Raw genomic sequence first — 7,287 nt, 5'->3', positions numbered from 1 at the left:
TGCCGAGCCCGGTGACGACCGCGCCGGCGCCGCCGGGGCGCAGCACGCCGGCCCGCTTCAGCCGGCTCCGTGCCCACAGCGTGAACGGCACGACGAGCGTCGGTGAGGTCACGACGCCGGGCGTGTATCCGCGGACGGCGACGGCCTGCCCGACGTGCAGCAGGCCGTGCAGGCCGAACCCGTTCAGCACGGCCTGGTAGGCCGCGCTGCGCCCGCCGCTCGCCCAGCCGGCGACGGCCCCGGCACCGACGATGCCGGCCATCACGCCCACGGCCCGCGTGAACTCCCGCTCGTCGACGCCCTGTACGGCCCGCCACACCCGCTCGGGCACGTCCGGCCACCGCTCACGCAGCCGGGGCACCTGGTTTCGGATCCAGCGCGGGGCAGTGAGCACCTCTTCGGTGTCGTGCAGCGCCCACGCGGCGAAGAGACCCAGGGTCACGGCCGTGCCGACCGTCTCGTCATCCCTCATGGAGGGCAGAGTAGGCGCCGGCGCGTCGCGGCGGCCGAGGCCCCCTACAGCCCCGCGATCGCGTTCCACCGCTTCGCGAACTCCGTGCGCTCCGAGGACTTGATGTCCCGGGCGATCGCGAGACGTGAGCGCATCTGGTCGTCGGGGAAGACCAGGGGGTCCTCGGCGAGTGCGGCGGTGTCCTTGTCCTTGGAGGAGGCGAGGACGTCCTTCGCGGCCGGGACCGGGCAGACGTAGTTGACCCAGGCGGCGAGTTCGGCGGCGACCTCGGGCTGGTAGTAGTAGTCGATCAGGCGCTCGGCGTTGGCCTTGTGGTCGGCGAGGTTGGGGATCATCAGGGACTCGGCCCACAGCTCGGCGCCCTCCTCGGGCACGACGAACTCGATGTCCGGGTCGTCGGCCTGGAGCTGGATGACGTCACCGCTGTAGGCCTGGCAGGCGAGGACGTCGCCGCTGGAGAGGTCCTTGATGTAGTCGTTGCCGGTGAAGCGGCGGATGTGCTGCGTCCTGACGAGCTTCTCGACCTGGTCGCAGACCTGGTGGAAGTCGCCGGCGGTCCACTTGGTGATGTCGACGCCGTTGCCCTGCATGAGGAGCGCGAAGGACTCGTCGAGGCCGGACAGGAGCGTGACGCGCCCCTTCAGGTCGTCGGCCCACAGGTCGGAGACGTGGCGGATCTCGCGGCCCAGCTTCCGCCTGTTGTACGCGATGCCGGTGATGCCCGACTGCCACGGCACGGTGTACTTGCGGCCCGGGTCGAAGGCCGGTGACCGCAGCAGCGGGTCGAGGTACTGGGTGACGTTCGGCTGACGGGCGCGGTCCATCTCCTGCACCCAGCCGAGGCGCACGAAGCGGGCGCACATCCAGTCGGAGATGACGATGAGGTCCCGGCCGGTCTTCTGGTGGTTCATCAGCGAGGGGCTGATCTTGCCGAAGAACTCGTCGTTGTCGTTGATCTCCTCGGTGTACTTGACCTGGATGCCGCTCTGCTTCTCGAAGGCGTCGAGCGAGGGCCGCTTCGTCGGGTTGTCGTCATCGACGTCGATGTAGAGCGGCCAGTTCGCCCAGGTGAGCCGCTTGTCCGAGGAGGACTGGTCCCGGCCCGCGCGGTCGCCGGGCTTCACGTACGCGGCGGGCACCCCGCAGCCGGTCACGAGGGCGCCGACCGCGGCCGCCCCCGCACCACCGCCCAGGGCGCGCAGCAGGGAACGACGGGTCGGGCCGGGGTTCATGGGGTTCGCTCGCACGGTCGCAGGATGCCGTCGCGCTACGGGCCGGGGCAATGGACGCTGCGTCGAGCGGGGCGGGCCGGGGCCGACACCCTGTCGATCCGCTCAGCCGGTCCGGCCTGCGAGCAGCCCCAGGTCCGACAGGCGGCCGAGCAGACACGGAGAGGGATCGCCGCACGGCACGCCCCTACGGCGTATCCCCGGCGGCGGCGACAACGGCCCGCAGGTACCGCCGCGTCACCCACGACTGCACCGCGCGCGCGACGGGCCCGCCCACCCGCGCGTACCACCGCCCGGGCCGCGAGAAGGCGCGTACCCGGAACCACACGGTCCCGTCCGCGTCCCGCTCGACGAGGAACGCCTCCTCGCCGCACTCCGGATGCCCGGGCAGGGTCCCGTACGCGAATCCGGTCCGGTCCCCGTCGCGCACGACCCGCACCACCCGGCAGGGAATCCGCAGCCACAGCAGACGCAGGACGGCATCGGCGCCCTCGCGGGCCTCGTCGCCCGGCGTCACCGAGAGCCCGGCCCCGCGCTGGGCGCCCCACGCAAGAACCGCCGCGCCGGCCCGCTCGAAGCACTGCTGCCCCGAGCCGAGCCGGACACGACGGTCCAAGTGGGCGTACCCCGACGGGAGTTCACGGTCCGTCAGGGTCGCTCCGACCTCCGTATAGGTGAGGTTCACGCGTCCAGCGACGTCATCACGTGCTTGATGCGCGTGTAGTCGTCGAAGCCGTAGCCCGACAGGTCCTTGCCGTAGCCCGACTTCTTGAAGCCGCCGTGCGGCATCTCGGCGACCAGCGGAATGTGGGTGTTGATCCACACGCAGCCGAAGTCGAGGACCTTGGACATGCGCATCGCGCGCGCGTGGTCCTTCGTCCAGACCGACGACGCGAGCGCGTAGTCCACGCCGTTCGCCCACTCGACGGCCTGGGCCTCGTCGGTGAAGGACTGGACGGTGATGACCGGGCCGAAGACCTCGTTCTGGATGATCTCGTCGTCCTGCTTGAGGCCGGAGACGACGGTCGGCGCGTAGAAGTAGCCGACCTCTCCGACCCGGTGGCCGCCGGCCTCGACCTTGGCGTGGGCCGGGAGGCGCTCGATGAAGCCGGAGACCTGCTTCAGCTGGTTCGGGTTGTTGAGCGGGCCGTAGAGCACGTCCTCGTCGTCCGGCTGACCGGTCTTGGTGTCGGCCGCGGCCTTGGCCAGGGCGGTCACGAACTCGTCGTGGATCGACTCCTGTACGAGGACGCGGGTGGCGGCCGTGCAGTCCTGGCCCGCGTTGAAGAAGCCCGCGACCGAGATGTCCTCGACGGCCTTGGCGATGTCGGTGTCCTCGAAGACGACGACCGGCGCCTTGCCGCCCAGCTCCAGGTGGACCCGCTTGAGGTCCTTGGCGGCGGACCCGGCGACCTGCATGCCGGCGCGCACGGAGCCGGTGATGGAGGCCATCGCCGGGGTCGGGTGCTCGACCATCGTGCGGCCGGTGTCCCGGTCGCCGCACACGACGTTGAAGACGCCCTTGGGGACGATCGAGCCGATGATCTCGGCCATCAGGACGGTCGACGCGGGCGTCGTGTCCGAGGGCTTGAGCACCACCGTGTTGCCGGCGGCGAGCGCGGGCGCGAACTTCCAGACACCCATCATCATCGGGTAGTTCCACGGCGCGACCTGGGCGCAGACGCCGATCGGCTCGCGGCGGACGATGGAGGTCAGGCCCTCCATGTACTCGCCCGCGGAGCGCCCCTCGAGCATCCGGGCGGCGCCCGCGAAGAACCGGATCTGGTCGACCATCGGCGGAATCTCCTCGCTCCGCGTCAGGCCGATCGGCTTGCCCGTGTTCTCCACCTCGGCGGCGATGAGCTCCTCGGCCCGCTCCTCGAACGCGTCCGCGATCTTGAGCAGGGCCTTCTGGCGCTCGGCCGGGGTCAGGTCGCGCCAGGCCGGGAACGCGGCGTGGGCGGCGGCCATGGCGGCGTCGATGTCGGCCTGCCCGGACAGCGGGGCGGTCGCGTACACCTCGCCGGTGGCGGGGTTGACCACCTCGGTGGTCCGTCCGTCGGCGGCGTCCTTGAACTCACCGTCGATGTAGTTACGCAGACGACGCAGTTCACTGGTGCTCACTGCCGGCCTCCCTGTCGGTGTGTCCACTGCTTGAGACACCCACCCTAATCCGTTCACCGACGTTTTCGACACCCCCCACCACCCTGGACCTACGAAATCCGTGAGTATCGGATACGTAGACAACGAATTACATCGCTCCGGGCTTGCGAAACGGACGACCCCTCGTGCACAGTGAGGTCGTGGCCAGTCGCAGCGCAGATCCCAAGGGACCCCGTCCGAAGAACGGCTCAGCGCCGCCGCTGGACGCCGTCTCCCTCGCCATCATCGAGCAGCTCCAGGAAGACGGCAGGCGCCCGTACGCCGCCATCGGCAAGGCCGTCGGCCTGTCCGAGGCGGCCGTGCGCCAGCGCGTCCAGAAGCTCCTCGACCAGGGCGTGATGCAGATCGTCGCCGTCACCGACCCGCTCACCGTGGGTTTCCGGCGCCAAGCGATGGTCGGCATCAACGTCGAGGGCGACCTGGATGCCGTGGCGGACGCGCTGACGGCCATGCCGGAGTGCGAGTACGTCGTGATGACGGCGGGCTCGTTCGACCTGATGGTGGAGGTCGTCTGCGAGGACGACGACCACCTTCTGGACGTCATCAACAAACGCATCCGGGCCCTTCCCGGAGTGCGCTCCACCGAGAGCTTCGTCTACCTCAAGCTCAAGAAGCAGACCTATATGTGGGGAACCCGATAGCCGTGAGCCAGGACCTCAGCCGAACCGCGTACGACCACCTGTGGATGCACTTCACGCGCATGTCGTCGTACGAGAACGCGCCCGTTCCCACCATCGTGCGTGGCGAGGGCACCTACATCTACGACGACAAGGGCAAGAAGTACCTCGACGGCCTCGCGGGCCTGTTCGTGGTCCAGGCCGGCCACGGCCGGCGCGAGCTCGCCGAGGTCGCCGCCAAGCAGGCGGCCGAGCTGGCCTTCTTCCCGATCTGGTCGTACGCCCACCCCAAGGCGGTGGAGCTGGCCGAGCGCCTGGCCCACCACGCGCCGGGCGACCTCAACAAGGTCTTCTTCACCACCGGTGGCGGCGAGGCCGTCGAGACCGCGTGGAAGCTGGCGAAGCAGTACCACAAGCTCACCGGCAACCACACGAAGTACAAGGTCATCTCGCGCGCGGTCGCCTACCACGGCACCCCGCAGGGCGCGCTGTCCATCACCGGACTCCCGGCCCTGAAGGCCCCGTTCGAGCCGCTCGTGCCCGGCGCGCACAAGGTGCCGAACACGAACATCTACCGCGCCCCGATCCACGGCGACGACCCGGAGGCCTTCGGCCGCTGGGCCGCCGACCAGATCGAGCAGGAGATCCTCTTCGAGGGCCCGGAGACGGTCGCGGCCGTCTTCCTGGAGCCGGTGCAGAACGCGGGCGGCTGCTTCCCGCCGCCGCCCGGGTACTTCCAGCGCGTGCGCGAGATCTGCGACCAGTACGGCGTGCTGCTCGTCTCCGACGAGGTCATCTGCGCCTTCGGCCGCCTCGGCACGATGTTCGCCTGCGACAAGTTCGGCTACGTCCCGGACATCATCACCTGCGCCAAGGGCATGACGTCCGGCTACTCCCCGATCGGCGCGGCCATCGTCTCCGACCGCATCGCGGAGCCCTTCTACAAGGGCGACAACACGTTCCTGCACGGCTACACCTTCGGCGGCCACCCGGTCTCCGCGGCCGTCGGCCTCGCGAACCTGGACATCTTCGAGCGCGAGGGCCTCAACCAGCACGTGCTGGACAACGAGGCGAACTTCCTCAACACCCTGCAGAAGCTGAACGACCTGCCGATCGTGGGCGACGTCCGCGGCAACGGCTTCTTCTACGGCATCGAGCTGGTGAAGGACAAGGCCACCAAGGAGACGTTCACGGACGAGGAGTCCGAGCGGATCCTGTACGGCTACGTGTCGAAGAAGCTCTTCGAGTACGGCCTGTACTGCCGCGCCGACGACCGTGGCGACCCGGTCATCCAGCTCTCCCCGCCGCTGATCGCGGACCAGTCGACCTTCGACGAGATCGAGGGCATCGTCCGTCAGGTGCTCACGGAGGCCTGGACCAAGATCTGAGCGAGCCCGGGCCCACGGGCCCCGGACGCGGCCCGGTGACACCCATCCGAGTGAGATGGGCGTCGCCGGGCCGCGTCCTTTCTCCGGCTTCCGCGGGCGGATCCCTACCGTGCCCAGTGACCGATCGGCCGCGCCTTCGTTCCCCCGTACGGGGGAAGGCAACTGATCTGAACCGAGGTGTACGCGATGGTGGCCCCGCCGGACAACGACGTGCTCTGGGCACGCTCCCTGCACTTCTCCCACAGCGGTTCGCCCGCGCTCACCGGCGTCTCGCTCGGCGTGCGCGAGGGCGAGATCCTCGCCGTCAGCGGCCCGCGCGGCGCCGGCAAGACGACGCTGCTGCAGTGCCTGTCGGGCCAGCTCCTGCCGCAGCAGGGCGAGGTGTGGTTCAACAGCACGCCCGTGCACACCATGGGCGCCCTGGTGCGCGAGCGGCTGCGCCGCGACCGCTTCGGCTGGATCGACCCGGAGCCGGCCCTCGTCCCCGAACTGAACGTCTGGGAGAACACGGCCCTGCCGCTGATGCTGCGCGGCACCGGCCGCCGCCCCGCCAAGACCGCCGCCCACGAGTGGCTCGACCGGCTCGACGTCGGCCACCTCTCCCGCAAGCGCCCGGCCGCGCTGCGCATGGCCGAACGGCAGCGCGTGGCCATCGCCCGCGCCCTCGTGCACGCGCCGGACGTGGTCTTCGCCGACGAGCCGACCGCGACCCTGCACCGCGCCGAGCGCACGCACGTCCTTCGTACGCTGACGGCGGCGGCCCGCTCGCACGCCATCACGGTCGTCCTCGCCACGCACGACCCCGAGGTCAGCGCGCTCGCCGACCGCACGGTGTCGCTGCTCGACGGGCGCCGGGTGAACACCGTGCACCTGCCGGCGGCCGGACTCGACGACACCACCGGTACGGAAGGCCGGGCCGCGTGCTCGCTCTCCGTCTAGCCCGCGGCGCCCATCCCCTGGTCCAGTTCCGCAGACTGCTGGTGGCCGCCGCCTCGGCGGGCACCGGATTCCTGCTGCTGTGCACGCTGGGCTACGCGATGGGCCACCCCCAAGCCTCGACGAGTGCCGTGCTGCGCCTCGCCTGGTGCGTCGTGCCGCTGGCCGCCACCGTGTACTTCGCGGTCGCCGTCGCCCGCTCGGACCCGGGTACGCGGCCGCGGCCCGGACTGTCCGCGGTCGGCCTCGGCCCGGCCCGCCTCACGCTCCTCGCCGCGATCTCCACGGCGATCGCCTGCACGCTCGGCTCGATGCTGGCGCTGCTGTTCTTCCTGCATCTGCGCGGTGACCTCTCGGGGCTGCCGTTCGACGGCGCGGCACGCCAACTGCTCGCCGCCGACCGGCCGTTGCCGCTGGCGGCCGCGCTCACCCTGCTCACCTTCGTGCCGCTCGCCGCGTCGGGTGCGAGCGCCGTCGTGCTG

7 protein-coding genes and 1 pseudogene are annotated in these 7,287 nt (G+C 70.6%); 4 read left to right on the top strand and 4 right to left on the bottom strand.

The annotated features are described in order from the left end of the window. The 4 genes from G3I40_RS18400 to G3I40_RS18385 form a co-directional block, all read right to left on the bottom strand. Positions 1-472, bottom strand: a 472-nt coding sequence (locus G3I40_RS18400) for an HXXEE domain-containing protein (RefSeq protein WP_164303228.1), incomplete at its 3' end; no start/stop codon positions are given. Positions 473-516: 44 nt separating this feature from the next. Continuing rightward, complete coding sequence (locus tag G3I40_RS18395; protein ID WP_164303229.1) at positions 517-1,704, bottom strand: spermidine/putrescine ABC transporter substrate-binding protein; 1,188 nt, start codon at positions 1,702-1,704, stop codon at positions 517-519. A gap of 184 nt (positions 1,705-1,888) precedes the next feature. After that, entirely contained in the window at positions 1,889-2,386 is a 498-nt protein-coding gene (locus G3I40_RS18390; protein ID WP_164303227.1) for a DUF1990 domain-containing protein, read from the bottom strand. After that, a complete protein-coding gene (locus G3I40_RS18385) occupies positions 2,383-3,825 on the bottom strand; it encodes a gamma-aminobutyraldehyde dehydrogenase (protein WP_164303226.1) in 1,443 nt (480 codons plus the stop codon). The genes G3I40_RS18390 and G3I40_RS18385 overlap by 4 nt, the downstream gene beginning before the upstream one ends. 164 nt (positions 3,826-3,989) lie before the next feature. Between G3I40_RS18385 and G3I40_RS18380 the strand changes: the two genes are divergently transcribed. The 4 genes and pseudogenes from G3I40_RS18380 to G3I40_RS18365 all read left to right on the top strand — a co-directional run. Beyond that, the gene (locus G3I40_RS18380) at positions 3,990-4,505 is read left to right on the top strand and encodes an Lrp/AsnC family transcriptional regulator (protein ID WP_164303225.1); all 516 of its coding nucleotides are present in this window, start codon (positions 3,990-3,992) and stop codon (positions 4,503-4,505) included. Next, positions 4,490-5,869 carry an aspartate aminotransferase family protein gene (locus tag G3I40_RS18375; protein ID WP_164303224.1) on the top strand — a complete coding sequence of 460 codons (1,380 nt, stop codon included), beginning with the start codon at positions 4,490-4,492 and terminating at the stop codon, positions 5,867-5,869. The genes G3I40_RS18380 and G3I40_RS18375 overlap by 16 nt, the downstream gene beginning before the upstream one ends. Before the next feature lie 186 nt (positions 5,870-6,055). Continuing rightward, positions 6,056-6,808, top strand: a complete 753-nt coding sequence (locus tag G3I40_RS18370) for an ATP-binding cassette domain-containing protein (RefSeq protein ID WP_164303223.1) — start codon at positions 6,056-6,058, stop codon at positions 6,806-6,808. After that, positions 6,790-7,287 (top strand): annotated as a pseudogene (locus G3I40_RS18365) (hypothetical protein); the annotation flags it as partial. The gene G3I40_RS18370 and the pseudogene G3I40_RS18365, both read left to right, overlap by 19 nt.

Source organism: Streptomyces sp. SID14478, from assembly GCF_010548525.1.
Taxonomy (GTDB): Bacteria; Actinomycetota; Actinomycetes; order Streptomycetales; family Streptomycetaceae; genus Streptomyces.
The sequence above is the reverse complement of the archived record's forward strand: the minus strand, read 5'-3'. Positions and strand labels throughout refer to the sequence as shown.